Origin of the sequence: Erwinia sp. SLM-02 (assembly GCF_037450285.1) — a bacterium.
In the GTDB taxonomy this organism is placed as follows: Bacteria; Pseudomonadota; Gammaproteobacteria; order Enterobacterales; family Enterobacteriaceae; genus Erwinia.
Map to the genome: position 1 here is coordinate 2613572 of NZ_JAQISN010000001.1, position 19839 is coordinate 2633410.

A 19839-nucleotide genomic window follows, 5' to 3' on the forward strand; every position below is an offset into this window, starting at 1 on the left:
ATAATATGAAACGCTTATTGTTGATTGCCGCGTTACTGGCATGTTTATCACCGCTGGCTCTGCACACAGCACAGGCAGACAGCGCACGCATTACTCTGGCACCGGGCATTACTCTGCATCTGGGCGACCGGGACGACCGGGGCCGCTACTGGGACGGTGGGCGCTGGCGGGACGACCGCTGGTGGCGCAATAACTACCGCTATAACGAAGGCCGCTGGTGGCGGCACGAGCAGTGGCGCCGTCATGAAGAGATGCGCCGCCATCATCAGTGGGAGAAAGAGCGCCGCTGGCGGGAACGTGAGCGCGACCGCGAATGGCGACACCACGAGCGCGATCGCCGCCACCATCACTGACGCCCTTAAAATCAGCTAAAAAAAGGGGCAATCCACGACGGATTGCCCCTTTTAACTCTGGAAAGAAATTACAGACCGGCTGCCATCGACACCAGCAGATAGCCGTTAAGCAGCACCACAATCACCACGATCAGTCGGCCAATATTCTGCATCAGCCGCGAGTTCACCATATCGCCCATCAGTTCGCGGTTGCCGGTAAACGCCAGCAGCGGCACCAGCGCCAGCGCAATACCAAAGCTCAGCACCACCTGGCTCATCACCAGAATACGGGTTGGATCCCAGCCGGCAATGATGACGATAAACGACGGCACCATGGTGATAACCCGGCGCACCAGCAGCGGGATATGGAAGTGGATAAAGCCCTGCATCACCACCTGCCCGGCCATCGTACCAACGACCGTTGACGAAAGACCGGCGGCCAGCAGGCTCAGGCCAAACACCACCGCAGCCGCTTTGCCCAGCAGCGGGTCGAGGGTGAGATATGCCTCATCCAGATCGGCAATGCCGCTGTGGCCGCTGAAGTGAAACGCAGCGGCGGCGGTCGCCATCATCGCCAGGTTGACAAAACCGGCGATGGTCATTGCGATGGCCACATCCAGTTTGGTGGAACTGTAGCGCTCGCTGCGCGTGCCGCCATCGCTCTTCTGGGTCAACGACGAATGAAGATAGATAACGTGGGGCATAATGGTGGCACCTAATACCCCGGCCGCCAGCAGCACGGCGTCGGCGGTCGGCAGCGACGGCACCGCCATCCCCTGCAATAAATCCACCACTTTTGGCTGGGAGAAGAACAGCTCAATGACGTAGGCGGCAGCCACAAACAGCAGCAGGCCGCCAATCACCAGCTCAAGTGGCTTCTGACCGCGGCTTTGCAGCATCAAAATCAGGAAGGTGGCAACCCCGGTCAGCATGGCCCCCTGCAGCAGGCTGACGCCAAACACCAGCTTGAAGCCGATGGCCGCCCCGATGAACTCCGCCAGGTCCGTCGCCATCGCGATAATTTCCGCCTGCACCCAGTAGAACCAGACCGCCGGGCGCGGAAAGCGATCGCGGATATGCTCACAGAGATTTTTACCCGTGGCGATCCCCAGCTTGGCGGACATAAGCTGAATGACCATCGCCATGATGTTGGCCCAGACCACCACCCACAGCAATTTATAGCCGTAGGAGGCACCGGCCTGAATATTGGTGGCGAAGTTGCCGGGATCGATATAGCCGATCGCCGCGATGAAGGCGGGCCCCATCAAGGCAAATTTGATTTTCCGGTTACTGCGGACGCTCTGCTGCGCAGTGCGACTTTCCAGCATAGTTTTGACCCCTGATCCGCGACTGATACACTATTTCGACACATATGATAATGATTATCAAACGCATGTAGAATGTTTGTTGCTATCGCTGTGATAGCCACCGCTATGAAATATAGCACTGGCTATACTTCAGGACAAAATACGACAAAGCTAAAATTTGAGCAACCCCTTTCACTGTAGGGTATTCGGAATTCAGTTACCAGATACCGGGTGATTTTTTCATCGCCTTTTCACCGTGATTACGCTAAGTAGTAAGGAGTAAACGAATGACGCGAGGAAAAATTCGCTGGTTCAAGAGAAAAACCTGTGACGGCTCATGCTTTTCTGCAAAAAGCTGTAATAGCTAATTGTTATATTGTGGATTAAGTCTCGTTTTTCCAAACCTTGTTACATAGAATGTGCAACGAAATATAACTGCCCTCAAATTATTGGAGCAAACATGTCCCGCATTCTGCACTTTGCACTGGCACTGGCGGTGGTTGCGCTGTTGGCCTTACTGGTCAGCCGCGACCGAAAAAATATCCGCGTCCGCTTCGTTATCCAGCTTTTGGTGATCGAGGTTCTGCTGGCCTGGTTCTTCCTGAACTCTGAAGTCGGCCTCGGCTTCGTTAAAGGCTTCTCAGATCTGTTCGAGAAACTGCTGAAATACGCAGCGGAAGGTACCAACTTTGTCTTCGGTAATATGAGTGACAAAGGTCTGGCCTTCTTCTGGCTTAATGTACTGTGTCCGATCGTCTTTATCTCTGCGCTGATCGGTATTTTGCAGCATTTCCGTATTCTGCCGATCATTATCCGCGCCATCGGTACGGTGCTGTCAAAAATCAACGGCATGGGGAAACTGGAATCCTTTAACGCGGTAAGCTCGCTGATTTTGGGACAGTCAGAGAACTTTATCGCCTATAAAGATATTCTCGGAAAAATGTCCGAACGCCGCATGTACACCATGGCCGCGACCGCCATGTCGACCGTTTCCATGTCGATTGTCGGTGCTTACATGACCATGCTGCAGCCAAAGTACGTCGTCGCCGCGCTGATCCTTAACATGTTCAGTACCTTTATCGTGCTGTCGCTGATCAACCCTTACCGCGTCGAAAACGAAGAAGACCTGAAGCTGAATAACACGCATAAAGGGCAGAGCTTCTTTGAGATGCTGGGTGAATATATTCTGGCCGGTTTCAAAGTGGCGGTTATCGTTGCCGCGATGCTGATCGGTTTCATCGCGCTGATCTCAGCCATTAATGCCCTGTTTGATACCATTTTCGGTATCAGCTTCCAGGGGATCCTCGGCTACGTGTTCTTCCCGTTTGCCTGGGTGATGGGCGTACCGGCCGGCGAAGCGCTGCAGGTTGGCAGCATCATGGCCACCAAACTGGTCTCTAACGAGTTTGTTGCCATGATGGATCTGCAAAAGGTGGCTTCCCAGCTCTCACCGCGTGCGGAAGGTATCCTGTCGGTATTCCTGGTTTCCTTCGCTAACTTCTCTTCGATCGGCATCGTTGCCGGTGCGATTAAAGGTCTGCATGAAGAACAGGGTAACGTGGTTTCCCGCTTCGGCCTGAAGCTGCTGTACGGTTCAACGCTGGTCAGCGTGCTGTCGGCCTCTATCGCCGGACTGGTGCTGTAATACAGATCGGGGCCAGTCGGCCCCGATTTTCATCCGCTCAAACCGCACTCTCCCGCAGTCACCGCGCTTCTCCCTGTCACCTTATTCCTGCACTTTGCACGTCCACCCGTACCGACCCGTGCCTGCCATCAACGTTCCCTGCTATCGCACTATCTCCGCCAGCTGGCTGACATCTTATTCCCCGATCACCCCCCCCTGCGCCACAACATTGCTGATTTACTGGTTAACAATGAACAATTATTGATTTCACTCGTCTTTTAATCCGGCTTAGTGTTGCCCTTTTGAATTACCACCCTTCGACGTTTACTGCGGATTGCTGTGGGTGAAGGCCCGTCGCTCAACGACAGCGCATTCATTTCCGACGGTAGCGGCCTCTTTCACTCTCTGTCTGGAATCGTTCATATGGCTGAAAATACTCTGTTAACCCGCGATTATCATCAACTGCGCCTGGCGCTGCTGAACCGCCAGGAAGTCGCGCTGATTGATGTGCGTGAAGAAGTGCAGTTTGCCAGCGGACATCCGCTGTTTGCGGTCAATATCTCCCTCTCCAAGCTGGATCTGGAGATCCTGAACCGTATTCCCCGCCTGACCACCCCGGTGACCGTTTACGATAACGGCGAGGGACTGGCACAGGAGGCGGTCGCGCGGCTCCGCGAAATCGGCTATCCCGATGTCGCCCTGCTAGCAGGCGGGCTGTCCGGCTGGACGGAGGCAGGCGGCGAGCTGTTTAGCGATGTTAATGCCCCCAGCAAAGCGTTTGGCCAACTGCTTGAGAGCCGTGCGCACACGCCTCTCCTTTCCGCCGACGAAGTGAACGCGCTGCTGCACAATGGTGGCGACGTGGTGGTGCTCGACGCCCGGCGCTTTGACGAGTATCTGGTACAAAGTATCCCCGGCAGCATTAACGTACCCGGCGGCGAGTTGGTGCTACGCAGTCGCGACCTGGCCCCATCCCCGGAAACCACCATTATCGTGGTCAGCGCAGAGCGCACCCGGAGCATTATCGGCGCACAGTCGCTGATCGACAGCGGACTGCCCAACCCGGTTTATGCCCTGCGCGACGGTCTTCTCGGCTGGTCGCTGGCGGGCCTGCCGCTGGAATCCAGCCAAACGCACCGCTACGGCGAGGTCAGCGATACCGCGCGTCTTCATGCGTCACGCTACGCGCGTACCGCTGCGGACAAGGCCGGCGTTCAGCGGGCAACACTGCAGGATCTGCAGGTCTGGCAGCAGCAGGATAAACACACGGTGTATCTCTTTGACGTGCGCGACGAGGCTGAATATCTGCAGGGGCATCGGCCCGGTGCGCGGTGCGTGGGTCGTGCTGATCGATGACGAGGGTGTCCGGGCAAATATCAGCGCGTCGTGGCTGGCACAGCTGGGTTGGCAGACATTTGTGCTTGATGGCCTGAAATCAGCGGACTTCAGCGCCACCGGAGGCTGGTCACCGCGCGTGCCACCTCAGGCTGCACTGCCAGAAGTTGAACCGGCGGAGCTGGCCGCACTGCTTGCCGGGGGAGATATTCAGGTGCTGGATTTCACCACCAGCGCGAGCTACGTCAATGCGCATATTCCCGGTGCCGCATGGATCCAGCGCTCGGCGCTGACCACCGAAGGTGTCGCCGGGCTGCCAGATTCACCGCGCTATGTTGTCACCTGCGGCAGCAGCCTGCTGGCACGCTATTCTGTCGCCAAACTGGAACAGCTGACCGGCAGGCCGGTACTGGCTCTGAAAGGTGGCAACACCGCGTGGAAGGCCGCCGGCCTGCCGGTAGAAAGCGGAGAAACCCGGCTGCTGCTGCCGCGCGTCGATCGCTACCCGCGCCCTTATGAGGGTCGGGACGTGGCACCCGCCGCTTTACGGGCCTATCTGGACTGGGAGCGCGGGCTGATTGCGCAGCTCGATCGCGATGGCAGCCATGGCTTCCGGGTATTGAGATAATGCGCGAAGGACAGGCGAGCTGACTGCTCCTGAGGCTGTGCTGAGGGTAATAGCAACGCAGATTAATCGAGCGGGAAAACGATAGTTCTCCTCACCGCCACGCAAGGATAGTGAAAAATTAACCGGGGGGCTGAAGCTGGCTTCCCGGGTTTTTCGTGTACGAAGCCGTGTGGTAATAAAAAACAGACGAAAAAAATCCGCCGAAGCAGATTTAATTTTAACAGCGACATTTTTGAGAATTTGGTGGAGATAAGCGGGATCGAACCGCTGACCTCTTGCATGCCATGCAAGCGCTCTCCCAGCTGAGCTATACCCCCACTACTAAACTCTGTTTTTCGGTGCCACCTGAATCTTCTGGTAAGATTTGGTGGAGATAAGCGGGATCGAACCGCTGACCTCTTGCATGCCATGCAAGCGCTCTCCCAGCTGAGCTATACCCCCAGTCCGAAAAACCGTGTCGTGTTGACGGCGGGGATAATATGAAACAGCGCGGTTGGTGTCAACGGCAAATTAACAATCTGAGATCGATCGCTGAAAAAGCCGCCAAAGCGATGATAAAAGCGCTCATTCCCCGTTTTTAACCACCCCCGTTGCGCACTTATTTCGCCTGGTTATTATCAGCCCGTTCTGCTTTCCTTAAGAAAGGCCTGAGATTTAGCCTGGTTCAGCGACCTCTCTTTCGCTGTTAATTATTGGTAATTTTTATAAGTAAAGTTGCTTGTTTTTGTTAACTCAGCGTGCAAAACTTGCGCCCGAATTTGGATGCCGGGCCTTCTCAGCGCTGGATGCGCGCGTTTCAGCACGCGACGGAATCCGGCAGTTGATCATCACTATAAATCAGAGCCCCCATGTCTTTGCACACACCAAAAGAAATTGCTGCCCTTGCCGTTCAGGCAGGCGTGATTAAAAGTCGTTCGTCCCTCTCATCGTTACTTATCCTGGGTTTTATGGCCGGTGCCTTTATCGCCTTCGGCTTCCTGCTCTATATCCACGTCATCAACCAGCTGCCTGCCGACTGGGGTTCATTCGGCATTCTGCTTGGTGCAGCGGTCTTCCCGGTAGGGATTATTATGACCCTTCTGGCCGGTGGCGAGCTGCTGACCGGAAATATGATGCTGCTGCCGGTCGCCTGGTTCGCCCGCAAAATAAGCGCATTAAGCCTGCTGCGTAACTGGTTCTGGGTAACCATCGGTAACTTTATCGGCAGCGTGGCCATCGCCTGGCTGTTCGGTCATATGATTGGCATGACCGAGGGGGATTACCTCAAGAAAACCGTAGCGATTGCCAGCGCGAAGGTTAACGCAGACTTTATGCATGCGTTTATTTCCGGTATTGGCTGTAACTGGCTGGTTTGCCTGGCGACCTGGCTGGCTTTTGCCAGTAAAGATGTGGTCGGTAAAATCTTTGGCATGTGGTTTCCGGTTATGGCCTTTGTGGCCATCGGCTTCCAGCACGTCGTCGCCAATATGTTTATCGTCCCTGCGGCTATTTTCGCCGGTTACCTGAGCTGGGCGGAATATCTGCCAAACTTCGTGGCCGTCTTCCTCGGTAATACCGTGGGCGGCGCGGTGTTTGTCGGTCTGGCTTACTATATCGCCTATCGCCCTCGCCCTGAAGAAGCGGCCCTTTCCCGCTAATATCTCCTCCCCCGCGCGCCCGCGTCGGGGGATATTTCCTGTTGTCCTGCGAATTTTTCTCTTCAGTTTACTAAAGGTTAGTAATTTGTATTAGTTGTTCAAGTGATGAATTGTTGTAATATGTTCAATTACTTTGTTCGGCTAATAGGGATAGATAGTGAAAAAGGATTGGTTAACGCCGGAAGAACTGGCACAGCAAACAGGTTTCAGCAGACAAACCATCAATAAATGGGTTAAGAAAGAGGGCTGGACAACCGCCCCAAAACCCGGCGTTCAGGGTGGCAAAGCCCGGATGATCTTTATTGATGAACAGGTAAAATCATTCCTTAAATCAACGCGTCACGCGACTGAACCCACAGCTCATTACCGCGTTAATCAGAGTTCTCTTTCTGCTTTGCTGGTATCGTCACTGCAGCAACTCAGCACCGACGAACAGGAAAAACTGGCAGCACTGCTGCTACGCGAAGGAATTCAGGGGATTTTGCAACGGTTAGGTATTCGTAACGTTTAAACCTGCCGAACCGGGTGGTTACCGCCTTATACATGTCGGTTAATAAACTCAGTAACTAAAAAACTAAAGGGCTCATTATCGCTATGGGCCCTTTTTAATTGAACGCTATTCGCAGTTCCCAGACTGAAATCCCCCGTTAATCTCACGCATCGGTTCTGCATCAGGCAAAAAAATGCCGGGCACCTCAGTGACCGGCATGGTTTACCGCACGCAATCAGCCGGCTGAAGCCGGCGTGATGGCCTGAAATCAGCCTTCGCGGGTGGCGATAAACGCCAGCGCTTTTTCAATACGCGCAATGCTGCGGGATTTGCCGATAGCCTGCACGGTCACATCCAGGCCCGGTGACTGACCGGCACCGGTAACCGCAACGCGCAGCGGCATACCCACTTTACCCATCCCGACTTCCAGCTCGTCCGCCGTCGCCTGAATGGCGTGGTGAACGTTTTCTGCCGTCCAGTCAGCCACGGCTGCCAGCTTATCACGCACCACTTCCAGCGGCTGACGCGCCACCGGGCGCAGGTGTTTCTTCGCCGCATCGGCATCAAACGCTTCGAAGTCTTCGTAGAAGTAGCGACAGGATGCCGCCATCTCCTTCAACGTCTTGCAGCGCTCGCCCAGCAGGGTCACCAGCTGAGACAGCTGCGGGCCGGTACGGGTATCAATATTTTCCTGCTCAATGTGCCACTGCAGGTGAGTCGCCACGTATTCCGGTGCCAGCGTATTGATGTAGTGATGGTTCAGCCACTGCAGCTTTTCGGTGTTGAACGCGCTGGCAGATTTGCTGACGGCATCCAGGTCGAACAGTTTTTTCATCTCATCAACGGAGAAAATCTCCTGGTCACCGTGGGACCAGCCCAGGCGCACCAGATAGTTCAGCAGTGCTTCCGGCAGGTAGCCGTCATCACGATACTGCATCACGCCGACCGCGCCGTGGCGTTTGGACAGTTTTTTACCGTCGTCGCCGAGAATCATTGAAACGTGTGCATATACCGGGACGTGCGCGCCGATCGCTTTCAGAATGTTAATCTGGCGCGGGGTATTGTTGATATGGTCCTCGCCGCGGATCACGTGCGTAATGCCCATATCCCAGTCGTCGATGACCACGCAGAAGTTATAGGTTGGCGAACCGTCGGTGCGGCGGATAATCAGATCGTCCAGTTCCTGGTTGCTGAACTCGATCGGGCCGCGGATCTGGTCGTCAAAAATAACAGACCCTTCCTGCGGATTGCGAAAGCGCACCACGCACGGCTCGTCGTCGGCGTGATGTTCGTGGCTGTCGCGGCAGCGGCCGTCATAACGCGGCTTCTCACCGTTGGCCATCTGCTGTTCACGCAGCGCTTCCAGGCGCTCTTTAGAGCAGTAGCATTTGTACGCAGTGCCGGCTTCCAGCATTTGATCGATAACCGCGTTATAGCGATCGAAACGCCTGGTTTGATAGTACGGGCCTTCATCCCAGTCGAGATTCAGCCAGTTCATACCATCCATAATGGCATCGATCGCCTGCTGGGTTGAACGCTCCAGGTCGGTATCTTCGATACGCAGCACAAACTCACCGCCGTGATTACGGGCAAACAGCCAGGAGTAAAGTGCGGTACGAGCGCCGCCAACGTGCAGATAGCCAGTTGGGCTGGGAGCGAAGCGGGTTTTGATTTTCATTAATGAATGCCTTATTACGCGGATGCTTTGGCCAGAGTCAGGGCAAATTTTGCCAGTCTGATTTTCGTGGCAGATATTCTATCACTCGCGGGCGAATCCTCAACGCCAAACCCCACTTCTGCTCGAGGCATCAGGGAGATTTTGTTCGGCAAGCCTCTGTTTTTGCCTGAAATCAGAACATCCTGACTATTTTTAAGGCGAACTCACATTTTACTTATAAAAAGCGTTGACTCATTTTGGCGGATCCCTATAATGCGACTCCACACAGCGGGGGTGATTAGCTCAGTTGGTAGAGCATCTCCTTTACACGGAGGGGGTCGGCGGTTCGAGCCCGTCATCACCCACCATCTACTTCGGTAGGCTCGCAGTGTAGATAAGTAGTGAGATTGGGCGATTAGCTCAGTTGGTAGAGCATCTCCTTTACACGGAGGGGGTCGGCGGTTCGAGCCCGTCATCGCCCACCAATCTCAACTTATCGAAAGCAGTAACGATATGGGTGATTAGCTCAGTTGGTAGAGCATCTCCTTTACACGGAGGGGGTCGGCGGTTCGAGCCCGTCATCACCCACCATATCGGGTCGTTAGCTCAGTTGGTAGAGCAGTTGACTTTTAATCAATTGGTCGCAGGTTCGAATCCTGCACGACCCACCAATGTAGAAAGGCGCCTTAAAGGCGCCTTTTTGCTGTCTGCGATTCGGGTAGGGTTCGAACCTGCAGCAGGTTCGGGTCGAACGCAGTGAGACAACGTTGCCCACGGCAACGGCCCGGAGGGCGAGGCGAAGCCGAGTCATCCTGCACGACCCACCAATGTAGAAAGGCGCCCTAAAGGCGCCTTTTTGCTGTCTGCGATTCGGGTAGGGTTCGAACCTGCAGCAGGTTCGGGTCGAACGCAGTGAGACAACGTTGCCCACGGCAACGGCCCGGAGGGCGAGGCGAAGCCGAGTCATCCTGCACGACCCACCAATGTAGAAAGGCGCCCTAAAGGCGCCTTTTTGCTGTCTGCGATTCGGGTAGGGTTCGAACCTGCAGCAGGTTCGGGCAGGGTTCGAGCCGGGCTTCACGTCGCTGCTGCGGTTGCGGGCGGTCCTCGCGTCACGCTTTGCGTGATACCTTCGGCGATAGCCGCGCGCCTCCCGGACCGGCGTGGAGCGGGCGTCCTGCCCGCGCCACGCCTGATGGCATCGTCCCTGCTGCCATCTCCTGGCCCACGGCTTTCACCTCAGCGCTGCGGATTGCCCTCCACTCGCAGCAGCGACGTTCCCCCTTTACGTAACGCGAACGCGGCTTTCAAACAAAATCCAGATCGGCGTAACGGCTGACGTAAAGCTGGCCAAATTATGATTGCCAATCGATCGTATCAGTGGCCTACCTTATTGCTACTGAATTGGGCATCACTCACTGGCTACGTTTACGCAGAAGCATTGAATGTTTTCAGCAAACAAACTTACGCCGGTAAATTAAGTCTTTTGGCAGGCAGTACGAAAGTCAGAAAGCGGGCTGGCCGTGCTCCCGAGAGGGCAATCCGCAGCGCTGAACGGAGAGAGGAAGCCAGGAGTCGCCCACACGGACGTGGGCGAAAGACAAAGCCGGGCCATGGACGGCCCGTCTTTGGCGGTCCGACAGGCTGACGAGCGAAGTGAAGGGACCGCAACGCGGCGCGAGGACCGCCCTCTCGGGGGCACGGCCAGCCAGCGCAATCTCCATAATGACAAAAAAGCGCCCAGCATTCAGCACCCAAAATTACTGATATCTGACCCCATAACCAGAAAACTCAATTTAGCCCATCGCGGCTTAGATACCTCCCCTCACCCGCTGTGGTAAAGTTTCCGAACTCCATGATTAATGCACTCGCCTAACCGGCCATTAAGCACCAGACATACAGCAAATATGAGAAAAAAAATCGCCAGAAACGATCTGGACCGCTTTGACCTCGCGATCCTCAATATCCTGCAAACTAACAATCGCCTGCCGCACTCGGCAATCGCCGAGCAGGTGGGACTTTCCACCCCGTCAATTCAGCGGCGCATCAGCAGGCTGGAAGAGAAAGGCGTGATTAAAAGCCAGATCGCCGTGATCGACCCGGCAGCGGTGGGCAATCCGATCACGGCAGTGATTGAGTCTCGGCTGGTTGAAGACCGCAGCATGGTGATGGACCGGGCGAAGCGTTATTTTCGCAACGTCGAGGAAATCCAGCAGTGTTATTTCGTCAACGGCGGCGTCTCTTTTATCATCATCATGATTTCCCGCGACTTACAGCATTTCGAGCAGCTGGTCCGGCAGCACTTCGCTGACAATATGGATATTCTTACCTACCGCACGCTGATCGTGCTCGACCCGGTAAAAACCGGTCTGAAGATCCCGTTATTCGATCTCGACGACAGGCCCTGATAATCATGATGCCGTTCGCTGCCGGGAGAACAGCGCGCAGCCGGCACAGGCCGCCATCACGCAGGCGATACCCGCGCACTGGATCAGGCTCAGCGTTTCATGCAAGACCAGCCATCCGGCAATGGCGCTGACCGCCGGGGAACCGCTCAGCAGCACGCCGAACACCCGTGAAGGCAGCCAGCGCATCGCGTACATGTCCAGCAAAAACGGTAACATACTCGACAGTACTGCCACGCTAAAGCCCACCAGCAGCACCCCGGGCGAGAACAGCGCGGTTCCGGCCTGAATGACGCCGGGGGGAACGGCGATAACCGCCGCGATCGTCATGCCGATCGCCACCGACCGCCCGCCGCCGCCTGAAACCCGCCGTCCGATTATCACGTACAGTCCCCAGAACATGGCCGCAGCCAGTGAGAAACCCACACCGCGCAGGTCGATTTCGCCCTTCACATCCCCGGCGGCCAGCAGCACCATCGCCAGCGCAGAAAGGGTAATCCAGAGAAAATCCGACTTCTGGCGCGATGTCAGCAGTGCAGCCAGCAGCGGCCCCATCACCTCAATGGAAATGGCGATACTGACCGGAATATAGCTAAAGGCGCGATAGATCAGCAGGTTCATCAGCGCCAGTATCACGCCATACAGCATCATTGACGGCCACGGAATGTCGCTTCTCCTGTTCCAGGGGCGAAAAATAGCCAGCAGAACAATCGCCGATATCCCCAGACGCAGCGCTGCCACGCCATCGCTGCCCACCAGCGGGAAAAGCGTTTTCGCAAAGGCGGCACCGGACTGAACGGAGATCATCCCGGCGAAGGCGGCAATAAACGGCAGATTACGGTTACTCGACATTGATTTTATTCATAAAAGAAAAGAATAGAGAATTGTAAACCGGCGCGGCGAGTAGTTTTCTCATAAATTCGACGAGCATAATTTTTATCATTGAGTTCGCGCCATCCGCCAATACGAAAACTCGGCATTAGTCGCCAGTGTATTTTTCTCAGTCTGATTTCATTCCCGCCGCTCATTGGCGGCGGGTTAATCAGTACGACGGCGCAATGCTGCGCTGTGCCGTCAGCAATGCCGCCTGCTGCCGCACCTCCTGCCAGATCGCCTCTGCGGCGGGGGTCAGCGAGCGGTTTTTACGCCGCACCAGCATGATAGTGCGGTTAATCTCCGGCACCATTCTTCTGACCATCAGCGGCCTTCCCTGCGGCAGCGGCAGCGCCAGGGCGGGCAGAATGCTGATCCCAATCCCCGCTTCCACCATCGGGTAGAGCGTGGCCGGGTGGCCAATCTCCTGCGCAATCTCTGCCTGTACCTGCTGCTGCCGTAGCGCCTCATCAATCAGCACCCGGCTGCCGGAGGCGTAGTCCTGCAGCACCAGCGTGCGCTGATTGAGCATATGCCAGTGAATGGTTCGCTGCTGCGCCAGCGGGTCGTCTATCCGACAGAGCAGCAGGAACGGCTCATCAAGGATAGCTTCACACTCCAGATCGTCGGAATGCAGTGGGCCGATCACGATACCGAAGTCCACCTCTGCATTGCGAATGCTTTGCAGTACCCACTGCTGCGGACGATCGCGCAGCATCACCCGGATTTCAGGATAGTTCAGCTGCCCGGCGGCCAGGCACTGCGGCATCAGATGCGCAGAGATAGTCTGGCTGGCGGCCACGCGCACCGTGCCGCTGCGCTGCTGGCCGTAGCTGCGGACCTCCAGCAACGTGTTGTCCAGCTCCTCCAGCAGATGTTCCAGCCTGCTGGCAAGCTGTTCTCCCGCCTCCGTCAGCACCACCTCCCGCGTGGTGCGGTCGAGCAGGCGAATGCCCATCTCCCCTTCCAGCTCTTTAATGCTGTGGCTGACGGCTGACTGGCTCAGGCCAATAGTTTGCCCCGCCTGGCTGAAACTACCCTGCGCGGCAACGGCTACGAAGACCCTGAGCTGGCGTAAGGAGTAATTCATCGATTCACCTCATATATTCATTTAATAAATTAATTTTATTTCTAAACCCGCCCGTCGCACAATAGCCGCATGTTTGTATAACAAGGCATTAACAATGGGTAAATTTCGTCTCGATCCGCTGATGTTGAAACTGATCGCCACCGTGCTGCTGGCTTCATTTCTTCCTGCGCGCGGCCACTTCGTGGATTTCTTTGAATGGCTGACTACCGCTGCCATCGCCCTGCTGTTCTTTATGCACGGTGCCAAACTCTCACGGGAGAAGATCATTGCCGGCGGGGGTCACTGGCGGCTGCATCTGTGGGTGATGTTCAGTACCTTCGTTATCTTCCCGGCGCTCGGTATGCTGCTGGTCTGGTGGCATCCGCTGCCGCTCAGCACCGAGATCTATACCGGCTTTATGTATCTGTGCATTCTGCCAGCTACCGTACAGTCGTCGATTGCGCTGACCTCACTGGCGGGCGGCAACGTGGCCGCTGCCGTCTGTAGCGCGTCGGCATCCAGCCTGCTGGGGGTGTTTATCTCTCCGCTGCTGGTTGGTCTGCTGATGAATGTTCACAGCGATGCCGCGACCGGTCATTTTGAGCAGATCGGTAAGATTATGCTGCAGCTGCTGGTGCCGTTTATTGTCGGGCATATTTCCCGCCGCTGGATTGGCGCATGGGTGGAGAGAAACCGTAAGCTCATCGGCCAGACGGATCAGGCATCGATTCTGCTGGTTGTCTATTCCGCATTCAGCGAAGCGGTGGTAAACGGCATCTGGACACGCGTTGGGGTCAGCACCCTGCTGTGGATCGTGGTCGGCAGCCTGGTTCTGCTGTTCCTGATTCTGGCTATCAACCTTGCGGCTGCACGTCTGTTTGGCTTTAACCGGGCGGATGAAATTACCATTCTGTTCTGCGGCTCGAAAAAGAGCCTGGCGAACGGGGTACCGATGGCGAACATCCTGTTCCCGTCATCGGCGGTGGGGATTATCGTACTGCCGTTGATGATTTTCCACCAGGTGCAGCTGATGGTGTGTTCGATGCTGGCGCAGCGTTATAAAAAGTCTGGCGAGAAGCTGGCTGCGCAGCCTGCAGCGGGTAAGACGCTGGTGGAGTCGCAGAAGTAAATCCATAGGACAGTGCCTGGGGAACAGCCTCTGCGGCTGCCGGGCGGTCCTCGCGCCGCTTTGCGGTACCTTCGGTATCGGCATCGGGTCGATGATACTGACTTTTTGCTTGATGGCTGGCGCATCGAGGACAGGGGAACAGCCTCTGCGGCTGCCGGGCGGTCCTCGCGCCGCTTTGCGGTGCCTTCGGTTTCGGCATCGGGCCTTTCGGACCGGCCTGGAGCGGGCGTCCTGCCCGCGCCACGCCTGATGTCAGCATCCCTGCTGCCATCTCCGGCCCCGCTGCCTACTCCTCAGCGCTGCGGATTGCCCTTCAGCCGCAGAGGCTGTTCCCCGTTAAGCATTGTGCTCGCTGTTTCTCACAGGCAGGTAAGCTGAAAGGCAGGTAAGCTGAAAGTTTTTCAACAGACAGAAAAGTTTCTTGTGCGGATAATCGGCAAAGGTGGTCGCAAAGAGTAATTCAGTCAAAGCCCAGGCTTCGCGCTCTAATCATCAATCATCGCGCTCGCTTTCAACAATTCAGAACTGAATAATCATCCGTGTGGAATCGCACATCTCAAATCAGGGCGTTTGACAGACGACACAAATATTCGGCAGCGGGCTGGCTGTTCCCCCGATTGAGTCATCCGCAGCGCTGAACGCAGAAAGGAAGCCAGGATTCGCCAGCAGGGAAGCTGGCGAAAGGCACAGCCGGGCAGGACGCCCGTCTGTGTCGGTCCGCCCGGCTGACGCACGTAGTGAGGGTACCGCAAAGCGGCGCGAGGACCAGACCGAACGGGGGAACGGCCAGCCAGCGCATTCTCCGAACCTGCAGGCAACAGACATGACCCGCCATCCATACCGCAATTTCGGTCTGTAAACAGCGAAGCCGATAATCGCCAGTAGGGAAGCTGGCGAAAGGCACAGCCGGGCAGGACGCCCGTCTGTGTCGGTCCGCCCGGCTGACGCACGTAGTGAGGGTACCGCAAAGCGGCGCGAGGACCAGACCGAACGGGGGAACGGCCAGCCAGCGCATTCACCGAACCCGCGGGCAACAGACATCACTCCCCAACCGTTATCCCCGCTTCAGCGGCTTAACCAGCCCTTCCAGCCCCTCAATCTTGATCGCCAGCGTAATCTGCATCAGCTCGCCGAGCTTGCCCTGCGGAAACTCATCCTTGCGGGCAAACCACAGCAGATACTCCTCGGGCAGGTCGATCAGCACCCGCCCTTTGTACTTGCCAAACGGCATCACCGTATTGGCAATCTCAACCAGCTGTTCCTTTTCCATATTACTCACCGAGTAGACGAATCATTTCCGCTTCGTCGATCACCGCAATGCCCAGCTCGATCGCCTTGGCCAGCTTGGAGCCTGCGGCCTCGCCGGCAATCACCAGATCGGTTTTCTTCGACACGCTGCCGCTTACCTTCGCGCCCAGCGCCGTTAAGCGATCTTTGGCTTCATCGCGCGACAGCACGCTCAACGACCCGGTCAGCACCACGGTTTTACCGGCGAACGGGCTGTCTATCTCTTCTGCCTTCACCACCACCACTTCGGGCCAGTGAATGCCGGCTTTCTCAACCAGCAGGCGGATAACCTCGCGGTTGCTTTCTTCATCCATAAAATTGCGCACGTGGCTGGCCACCACTTTACCTACGTCCGGCACGGCAATCAGCGCGTCGATATCGGCCGCCATCAGCGCCTCCAGCGTACCGAAATGCGCGGCGAGGTTAGCGGCGGTGGCTTCACCCACTTCGCTGATCCCCAGCGAGTAGAGGAAGCGGGCAAAGGTGGTTTGCTTCGCTTTCGCCAGCGCATCAACCACATTCTGCGCCGATTTCGGCCCCATGCGATCCAGCCCGGTGAGCTTTCCGGCGGTAAGATCGAAGAGATCCGCCGCGTTAAGCACGTACTCTTTATCGACCAGCTGATCGATGATTTTCTCGCCCATGCCGTCGATATCCATCGCCCGGCGGGAGACGAAATGCTTCAGCGCGCCTTTTCGCTGCGCACCGCAGATCAGACCGCCGGTACAGCGCGCCACCACCTCGCCCTCTACGCGCTCAACGTCCGAGCCGCAGACCGGGCAGTGGGTAGGGAACGCGATGTCTCGCGCATCTTCAGCGGATTCGACAACGCTGACCACCTGCGGGATAACGTCCCCGGCACGGCGGATCACCACGCGGTCGCCAATTTTCAGGCCCAGACGCTCGATTTCATCGGCATTATGCAGCGTGGCATTGCTGACCATCACGCCGGCAACCAGCACCGGCTCCAGCCGCGCGACGGGCGTGATAGCACCGGTACGCCCCACCTGGAACTCAACGTCACGCACGGTGGTGATCTGCTCCTGCGCCGGGAATTTAAAGGCCACCGCCCAGCGCGGCGCGCGGGCAACGAAGCCGAGCTGCTCCTGCAGATCCAGTGAATCCACCTTGATAACCACGCCGTCGATATCAAATCCCAGCGCAGGACGATCGGCCTCGACCTGACGGTAGAAGGCCAGCACCTCGTCGGCGCTGTGGCAAAGACGGACGCGATCGCTGACCGGCAGCCCCCAGGCTTTAAACTGCTTCAGGCGCTCAATATGACTGCGCGGCATGTCACCGCCTTCCAGCAGCCCCACACCGTAGCAGAAAAAGGTCAGCGGGCGTTTTGCGGTAATGCGGGGGTCCAGCTGGCGCAGCGATCCCGCCGCGGCGTTGCGCGGATTGGCAAACACTTTCCCGCCGGTGCGCCGCGCTTCGTCATTCATTTTTTCGAAACCGGCCTGCGGCATAAAGACTTCGCCACGCACTTCCACTCTGGCCGGGATATTGTCCCCCTTCAGCCGCAGCGGAATGGCATGAATGGTACGCACGTTAGAAGTGATGTTCTCGCCGGTGGTGCCATCGCCGCGGGTTGCCGCGCGGACCAGCAGCCCGTCTTCATACAGCAGGCTGACCGCCAGACCGTCCAGCTTGAGCTCACAGCAGAAGAGAATTTCATCGCTGCTTTTCAGACGATCCTGCACGCGCTTGTTAAAGGCCAGGTAGCTCTCTTCATCAAAGGCGTTATCCAGAGACAGCATCGGCACTTCGTGGCGAACCTGCTCGAACGCCGCCAGCGGGGCGGCGCCCACGCGCTGGGTCGGCGAATCGGAAGTAATCAGCTCCGGATGTTCGGTTTCCAGTTCGCGCAGTTCACGCATCAGGCGGTCGTACTCCGCATCCGGGATTTCCGGTGCGTCCAGCACGTGATACTGGTACTCATGGTGGTGAAGCAGCGCTTTCAGATGGGTGAGTTTGTCTTGTACGGATTGCATTGGCGGCACCATCAGAGATAAAAAACCCCCGAAATCGGGGGTCAGGTAAGCAGGATTAGGAAAAAATTTTAGTGGCTGTTGGCGTCGACGACTTCGCGGATGCGCCCTTTGTACGATTCCAGCTTCTGCGGCGTCATCATACGGCGTTCATCGTCCAGAACCACGCCGCCCACGTCATCGGCAATGCGCTGCGCGGATTGCAGCATCAGCTTAAAGTTCTGATTCGCATCGCCATAGGAAGGCACCATCATAAAGATGGAAACGCCAGGGGTTGAGAAGTCCGACATGTTATCCGGATTAAAGGAACCCGGTTTCACCATGTTTGCCAGACTGAACAACACCGGGCCGCTGCCCGCCGGATTAAGGTGGCGGTGGAAAATATTCATCTCGCCGAACTGGAAACCGGCCTGCAGAACGCCCTGCAGCAGGGCTTCTCCGCTGATGCTGCCGCCGGCGTGAGCCGATACGTGCAGAACCAGAACGGTTTCCTTCGGTGCCGCTTCACGCGGTGCCTCAACGTGCGTATGAGCAGGTGCCTGCTGCTGCGCGGGTTCGGCTCTGTGCGGCTCGTCGGCAGAAGCAGAGTGCGGTTTGATTACCGGCTCTGCAGCCCGTTCCACCGGTTCGGGCACCAGTACTGGCTCAGCCCGACGTGGCGGAACCTCGTCCTGGTGTGGCTCAGGCTGAACGCTCTGGCGCACATCACCGCCGAACAACGGATCCTGTTCAGGCTGCTCCTCATTGACCGAAGGCGCGTGACGAACCGGCTCCGGACGAGGTTTAGGCTGACGCGGCGGTTCATCCCCGGCATGGAATCCACCCAGGGAAGGGTCCGACGGTTCAGGAGGGCTGCGCGTGGCACGCACGTCATCCATACCTTCTTCGTCATCCTCGAAAGCTTCTTCTCTGTCCTGCTTTAAACGCTTGTGCGGACGGTCGCGAAAAACTGATGAACGCTCTTTACGGCTGGTCCACAGGCCGTGCAGTAATAGCGCTATAATTGCGACCGCGCCAACAACGATTAATATCAGACGCAAATCCTGCATCATTGTATTCTCTGTTGTTCCAATACCTTGCCACCGCGGCAAACTTTATCCTCTAACTGTATTTGCCCAAGTACACAAGTGCAAGTCTGTGCAGTATTTTCTGACAAATATCCCGAGTCGAGGACGCTTTTTTGCTGTATTTTCGCGCAATCTTGCCCTGGAAAGCGCAAACAGCTGGGTTATGATAGCCGAAACCGGCATGTGAATAGGAGATAAAGCATTACATGGTACTAAATAATTCCAACAATGGTCATAACGGTGCCCACTACTTTGCGCGGGGTTGGCAGCTGATCCGCCTGCCCGGCATTCGCCGCTACGTCATTTTACCGCTGCTGGTCAATATCCTCCTGATGGGAGGCGCTTTTATCTGGCTGTTCACCCGTCTGAGTCACTGGATACCCGAGCTAATGGCCATGGTACCCGGCTGGCTGCAGTGGCTAAGCTACCTGCTGTGGCCACTGACCGTTCTCTCTATTATTCTAGTCTTTAGCTATTTTTTCTCCACTATCGCCAACTGGATAGCGGCACCTTTTTGCGGCCTGCTGGCGGAGCAGCTTGAAGCGCGCCTGACCGGTCAACCGCTTCCCGATAGCGGCTGGTCAGCCATCGTGAAGGACTTACCGCGCATCATGAAGCGCGAGTGGCAGAAGCTGGCTTACTATCTGCCGCGCGCCATCGTGCTGCTGCTGCTTTATTTTATCCCGGGCTTTGGCCAGACGGTGGCCCCCGTGCTGTGGTTCCTGTTCAGCGCCTGGATGCTGTCTATTCAGTACTGCGACTATCCTTTTGATAATCACAAGGTCAGCTTCGCCCGGATGCGTTCGGCGCTGCGCCAGAACAGAACGGATAATTTACAATTCGGTGCGCTGATCAGTTTGTTTACGCTAATCCCCATCCTTAATCTGGCCATCATGCCGGTGGCCGTCTGCGGCGCAACGGCGATGTGGGTGGACCGCTACCGCGCCACGCTGGGACTGCATCGCTAAAATCAGGGCTGGCTCACCTGCCGCTGCGCAAGGATGT

General features: G+C 56.6%; 14 protein-coding genes, 6 tRNA genes, 2 other RNA genes and 1 pseudogene. 14 read left to right on the forward strand and 9 right to left on the reverse strand.

Translation table 11 applies throughout. The annotated features are described in order from the left end of the window. The first annotated feature begins 5 nt into the window (after positions 1-5). Positions 6-353 (forward strand): DUF2502 domain-containing protein, encoded by a 348-nt coding sequence (locus PGH32_RS12050; protein WP_337894145.1) that lies wholly within the window; start codon positions 6-8, stop codon positions 351-353. 68 nt (positions 354-421) lie between these two features. Here PGH32_RS12050 and PGH32_RS12055 read toward each other — a convergent pair whose 3' ends face one another. Next, positions 422-1660, reverse strand: a complete 1239-nt coding sequence (locus PGH32_RS12055; protein WP_314427617.1) for an Nramp family divalent metal transporter — start codon at positions 1658-1660, stop codon at positions 422-424. A gap of 439 nt (positions 1661-2099) precedes the next feature. On the opposite strand from PGH32_RS12055, the gene PGH32_RS12060 reads away from it, so the two are divergent. Both PGH32_RS12060 and PGH32_RS12065 read left to right on the forward strand, forming a co-directional pair. Continuing rightward, positions 2100-3284: a NupC/NupG family nucleoside CNT transporter gene (locus PGH32_RS12060; protein ID WP_314427619.1), complete on the forward strand. Its 1185-nt coding sequence runs from the start codon at positions 2100-2102 to the stop codon at positions 3282-3284. A 402-nt stretch (positions 3285-3686) separates the two neighbouring features. Then, a pseudogene (locus tag PGH32_RS12065) lies at positions 3687-5226 on the forward strand (rhodanese-like domain-containing protein). 241 nt (positions 5227-5467) lie between these two features. On the opposite strand, the gene PGH32_RS12070 reads toward PGH32_RS12065, so the two are convergent. After that, positions 5468-5543, reverse strand: a tRNA-Ala gene (locus PGH32_RS12070). Positions 5544-5591: 48 nt separating this feature from the next. Then, a tRNA-Ala gene (locus PGH32_RS12075) sits at positions 5592-5667 on the reverse strand. A 407-nt stretch (positions 5668-6074) separates the two neighbouring features. Between PGH32_RS12075 and PGH32_RS12080 the strand changes: the two genes are divergently transcribed. Together PGH32_RS12080 and PGH32_RS12085 are read left to right on the forward strand one after the other, a co-directional pair. Beyond that, on the forward strand, positions 6075-6863 hold the full coding sequence (locus PGH32_RS12080; RefSeq protein WP_314427625.1) for a formate/nitrite transporter family protein: 789 nt from the start codon (positions 6075-6077) through the stop codon (positions 6861-6863). Positions 6864-7020: 157 nt separating this feature from the next. Further along, complete coding sequence (locus PGH32_RS12085; protein ID WP_314427628.1) at positions 7021-7374, forward strand: YfeC-like transcriptional regulator; 354 nt, start codon at positions 7021-7023, stop codon at positions 7372-7374. Positions 7375-7621: 247 nt separating this feature from the next. Here the strand turns inward: PGH32_RS12085 and gltX are convergent, their stop codons facing one another. After that, on the reverse strand, positions 7622-9031 hold the full coding sequence (gene gltX, locus PGH32_RS12090; RefSeq protein WP_314427632.1) for a glutamate--tRNA ligase: 1410 nt from the start codon (positions 9029-9031) through the stop codon (positions 7622-7624). Between the two features lie 271 nt (positions 9032-9302). Between gltX and PGH32_RS12095 the strand changes: the two genes are divergently transcribed. The 7 genes from PGH32_RS12095 to PGH32_RS12125 all read left to right on the forward strand — a co-directional run bounded on the left by PGH32_RS12095 (position 9303) and on the right by PGH32_RS12125 (position 11418). After that, positions 9303-9378: transfer RNA gene (locus PGH32_RS12095), tRNA-Val, on the forward strand. Between the two features lie 41 nt (positions 9379-9419). After that, positions 9420-9495 (forward strand) — tRNA-Val (locus PGH32_RS12100). 30 nt (positions 9496-9525) lie between these two features. Next, positions 9526-9601: transfer RNA gene (locus PGH32_RS12105), tRNA-Val, on the forward strand. A gap of 4 nt (positions 9602-9605) precedes the next feature. Then, positions 9606-9681: transfer RNA gene (locus PGH32_RS12110), tRNA-Lys, on the forward strand. 31 nt (positions 9682-9712) lie between these two features. Then, a non-coding RNA gene (locus PGH32_RS12115) (RtT sRNA) lies at positions 9713-9837 on the forward strand. A gap of 31 nt (positions 9838-9868) precedes the next feature. After that, a non-coding RNA gene (locus PGH32_RS12120) (RtT sRNA) lies at positions 9869-9993 on the forward strand. Positions 9994-10917: 924 nt separating this feature from the next. Beyond that, a complete protein-coding gene (locus PGH32_RS12125; protein WP_314423138.1) occupies positions 10918-11418 on the forward strand; it encodes an Lrp/AsnC family transcriptional regulator in 501 nt (166 codons plus the stop codon). Between the two features lie 3 nt (positions 11419-11421). On the opposite strand, the gene PGH32_RS12130 is transcribed toward PGH32_RS12125, so the two are convergent. Together PGH32_RS12130 and PGH32_RS12135 are read right to left on the reverse strand one after the other, a co-directional pair. Continuing rightward, positions 11422-12267, reverse strand: a complete 846-nt coding sequence (locus PGH32_RS12130) for an EamA family transporter (protein ID WP_337894146.1) — start codon at positions 12265-12267, stop codon at positions 11422-11424. Positions 12268-12457: 190 nt separating this feature from the next. Then, positions 12458-13378 carry a LysR family transcriptional regulator gene (locus tag PGH32_RS12135; protein WP_337894147.1) on the reverse strand — a complete coding sequence of 307 codons (921 nt, stop codon included), beginning with the start codon at positions 13376-13378 and terminating at the stop codon, positions 12458-12460. Between the two features lie 94 nt (positions 13379-13472). Between PGH32_RS12135 and PGH32_RS12140 the strand changes: the two genes are divergently transcribed. Next, a complete protein-coding gene (locus PGH32_RS12140; RefSeq protein WP_337894148.1) occupies positions 13473-14486 on the forward strand; it encodes a bile acid:sodium symporter family protein in 1014 nt (337 codons plus the stop codon). Positions 14487-15540: 1054 nt separating this feature from the next. Here the strand turns inward: PGH32_RS12140 and PGH32_RS12145 are convergent. The 3 genes from PGH32_RS12145 to zipA all read right to left on the reverse strand — a co-directional run bounded on the left by PGH32_RS12145 (position 15541) and on the right by zipA (position 18819). After that, positions 15541-15756, reverse strand: a complete 216-nt coding sequence (locus PGH32_RS12145) for a DUF3820 family protein (protein WP_314423126.1) — start codon at positions 15754-15756, stop codon at positions 15541-15543. A 1-nt stretch (position 15757) separates the two neighbouring features. Beyond that, positions 15758-17770 carry an NAD-dependent DNA ligase LigA gene (gene ligA, locus PGH32_RS12150; protein ID WP_337894149.1) on the reverse strand — a complete coding sequence of 671 codons (2013 nt, stop codon included), beginning with the start codon at positions 17768-17770 and terminating at the stop codon, positions 15758-15760. Between the two features lie 68 nt (positions 17771-17838). Continuing rightward, the gene (gene zipA, locus PGH32_RS12155; protein WP_337894150.1) at positions 17839-18819 is read right to left on the reverse strand and encodes a cell division protein ZipA; all 981 of its coding nucleotides are present in this window, start codon (positions 18817-18819) and stop codon (positions 17839-17841) included. A 221-nt stretch (positions 18820-19040) separates the two neighbouring features. On the opposite strand from zipA, the gene cysZ reads away from it, so the two are divergent. Further along, the gene (cysZ, locus tag PGH32_RS12160) at positions 19041-19802 is read left to right on the forward strand and encodes a sulfate transporter CysZ (RefSeq protein WP_337894151.1); all 762 of its coding nucleotides are present in this window, start codon (positions 19041-19043) and stop codon (positions 19800-19802) included. Positions 19803-19839 lie beyond the last annotated feature (37 nt).

Excerpts from the sequence above, each read along its gene's own strand:
- PGH32_RS12050 (WP_337894145.1), top strand. The coding sequence starts at position 6 with ATGAAACGCTTATTGTTGATTGCCGCGTTACTGGCATGTTTATCACCG.
- PGH32_RS12055 (WP_314427617.1), bottom strand. The coding sequence starts at position 1,660 with ATGCTGGAAAGTCGCACTGCGCAGCAGAGCGTCCGCAGTAACCGGAAA.
- PGH32_RS12060 (WP_314427619.1), top strand. The coding sequence starts at position 2,100 with ATGTCCCGCATTCTGCACTTTGCACTGGCACTGGCGGTGGTTGCGCTG.
- PGH32_RS12080 (WP_314427625.1), top strand. The coding sequence starts at position 6,075 with ATGTCTTTGCACACACCAAAAGAAATTGCTGCCCTTGCCGTTCAGGCA.
- gltX (WP_314427632.1), bottom strand. The coding sequence starts at position 9,031 with ATGAAAATCAAAACCCGCTTCGCTCCCAGCCCAACTGGCTATCTGCAC.
- PGH32_RS12125 (WP_314423138.1), top strand. The coding sequence starts at position 10,918 with ATGAGAAAAAAAATCGCCAGAAACGATCTGGACCGCTTTGACCTCGCG.
- PGH32_RS12130 (WP_337894146.1), bottom strand. The coding sequence starts at position 12,267 with ATGTCGAGTAACCGTAATCTGCCGTTTATTGCCGCCTTCGCCGGGATG.
- PGH32_RS12135 (WP_337894147.1), bottom strand. The coding sequence starts at position 13,378 with ATGAATTACTCCTTACGCCAGCTCAGGGTCTTCGTAGCCGTTGCCGCG.
- PGH32_RS12140 (WP_337894148.1), top strand. The coding sequence starts at position 13,473 with ATGGGTAAATTTCGTCTCGATCCGCTGATGTTGAAACTGATCGCCACC.
- PGH32_RS12145 (WP_314423126.1), bottom strand. The coding sequence starts at position 15,756 with ATGGAAAAGGAACAGCTGGTTGAGATTGCCAATACGGTGATGCCGTTT.
- ligA (WP_337894149.1), bottom strand. The coding sequence starts at position 17,770 with ATGCAATCCGTACAAGACAAACTCACCCATCTGAAAGCGCTGCTTCAC.
- zipA (WP_337894150.1), bottom strand. The coding sequence starts at position 18,819 with ATGATGCAGGATTTGCGTCTGATATTAATCGTTGTTGGCGCGGTCGCA.
- cysZ (WP_337894151.1), top strand. The coding sequence starts at position 19,041 with ATGGTACTAAATAATTCCAACAATGGTCATAACGGTGCCCACTACTTT.